This is a genomic window from Streptomyces phytophilus, from assembly GCF_013870535.1.
GTDB lineage: Bacteria > Actinomycetota > Actinomycetes > Streptomycetales > Streptomycetaceae > Streptomyces > Streptomyces phytophilus.
Genome location: NZ_JACBXC010001047.1, coordinates 1 through 2,169, shown reverse-complemented (window position 1 = coordinate 2,169; position 2,169 = coordinate 1). Strand labels below are relative to the sequence as shown.

At 74.3% G+C, this 2,169-nt stretch carries 1 protein-coding gene; it reads right to left on the bottom strand.

The annotated features are described in order from the left end of the window. On the bottom strand, positions 1–1,998 hold a 1,998-nt coding region (locus H5J30_RS28855), incomplete at its 3' end, for an ATP-binding protein (protein ID WP_181790217.1). Positions 1,999–2,169 lie beyond the last annotated feature (171 nt).

The window sequence follows — 2,169 nt, the reverse complement described above, 5'->3', positions numbered from 1 at the left end:
GTCGTAGCCGTCGTTGCCCAGCGCCTCGCGCGCCGCGTCCGCGGCGCCGCCGTGCAGGTCGTGCAGGACGGAGATGCCGAACCTGGCCTCCTTGACCGCCCGGCGCCACAGCGCGTCCGCCGCGCCCTGGAGCGTCGCCACCCGCTCGAAGTGCCGCAGCTCCGCCGCCCGCCAGGCGAAGCCCTCCAGGAAGTGCGCGACGCCCATCAGGTCGTGCAGCACCGCCTTGGCCCGGATGCCCTGCCGGGCGCACTCGATGCTCTCCAGGTGCTCGCCCTTCAGCCACAGGCCGATGCTCTTGACCCACAGCGCCCAGCCGCGCGACCACAGTTCGGCGGGGGTGTCCGCGTTGCGCCGGAGCGAGTCCTCGCTGAGGGCGATGCCCTCGCCCGTACCGCCGTTGAGGACGTGGAAGAAGCCCGCGATGAAGCCGCTCATCAGCAGCCCGCTCTCGTCGCCCTGCTCGGCCAGCTCCCGCCGGGCCGCCTCGAAGCCCTCGGCGACGCCTTCGGCCCGGCCGCGGAAGTAGCGGGAGTGGTGGCGGAAGGTGCGCGTCCAGGCGAGGCCCGTGCGGTCGTCGATGCGCAGGGCGACGGCCTCGGCCTCGTCCAGCAGCGCGAAGGTGTCGCCGCGCTCGCCCTGCATGTCCATGAACCAGCAGGTCAGCCAGAGCGCCCTGACCCGCTCGGGGCGGTCCTCGGGGCAGCGGTCGAGGGCGCGGCGCAGCCAGTAGCGCCCCTCGGTGAGCAGCCCGGTGCAGTGCCAGTAGCCCCACAGCATCGTGGCCATCTTCAGGCCCGCGGAGCCGTCGTCCGGGTCGGCGACGCAGAACTCCAGCGCGACCCGTACGTCGGCCTGGTCGCGCACCATCTGCCGCAGCAGCAGCGCCTGCCGGTCGCCGGTCCACTCGGCGTCGAACAGCCGGGCCCGGCGCAGGAAGTGGTCGCGGTGCCGGCGCCGGGTCTGCTCGGCCTCCGGGCCGGGGCCGAGCTGTTCGAGGCCGAACTCCCGGATGGTGTCGAGCATCCGGTAGCGGGTGCCGTCGTCGGACTCCACCCGCAGCACCACCGACTTCTCCACCAGCCCGATCAACGCGTCGAGCACGCCCTCGACGGGCAGCGCCCCCTCCGCGCCGACCGCCTCGGCGACGTCGAGGCTGAACTCCCCGGCGCACACCGCGAGCCGGGACCACAGCAGCCGCTCGGGCTCGGTGGACAGCTCGTAGCTCCAGCCGATGGTGGTACGCAGCGTCTGGTGCCGCGGCACGGCGGTGCGCCGGCCCCCGGTGAGCAGCTGGAAGCGGTGGTCGAGCCGGTTCAGCATCTCCTCGGGGGAGAGCACCCGCAGCCGGCTGACCGCCAGCTCGATGGCCAGCGGGATGCCGTCGAGGCGCCGGCAGAGCGCGAGGACGTCGGCGCGGTTGTCGTCGTCGACGGTGAAGCCGGGCACGGCGGCCGCGGCCCGGTCGGTGAACAGCTGGAGCGCGTCGTCCGCGGGCCCGGAGTCCGCGACGGCCAGCGGTGGAATCGGCAGGATGTGCTCGCCGGCGACGTCCAGGGGCTGCCGGCTGGTGGCGACGACGTGCAGCTGCGGCGCGGCCCGCAGCAGGTCCTCGGCGAGCACGGCGCAGGCGTCTACCAGGTGCTCGCAGGTGTCGAGGATGAGCAGCGCCGACTTGTCCTTGAGGTACGCGGCGAGCGCGTCCTGCGCCGGCAGCGAGGTCTGCTCCGGCAGGTCGAGCGCGGCGGCGACGGTGTTGGGCAGCAGCCGCGGGTCCGCGAGGGCGGACAGCGGTACGAGGGTCACGCCGTCGGGGAAGCGGGTGCGCAGCCGGTGCGCGCCGCGCACGGCGGTGCGGGTCTTGCCGACTCCGCCGGGCCCGGTGAGCGTGACCAGGCGGGCCTGCCGCAGACAGGCGTCGAGCAGCGCGAGCTCCTGCCGGCGGCCGACGAAGCTGGTGGCTTCGGCGGGCAGCTCACCGGCGCTGCGGTTCCTCATCGTGGTCCCCCGGAGGTCGGTGACCGGCTGGCGACGTACAACCGACGGTCGTACAACCGACGACGGTAAGGGGCGCGGGGGCGGACGTCGGAGCGAGATCGCGGGATTCAACCGAACGGGGGGCGCGAGGTGGCACAATGCCCGCCGGGCGGAAGAGAGGCGCGAGCCGCG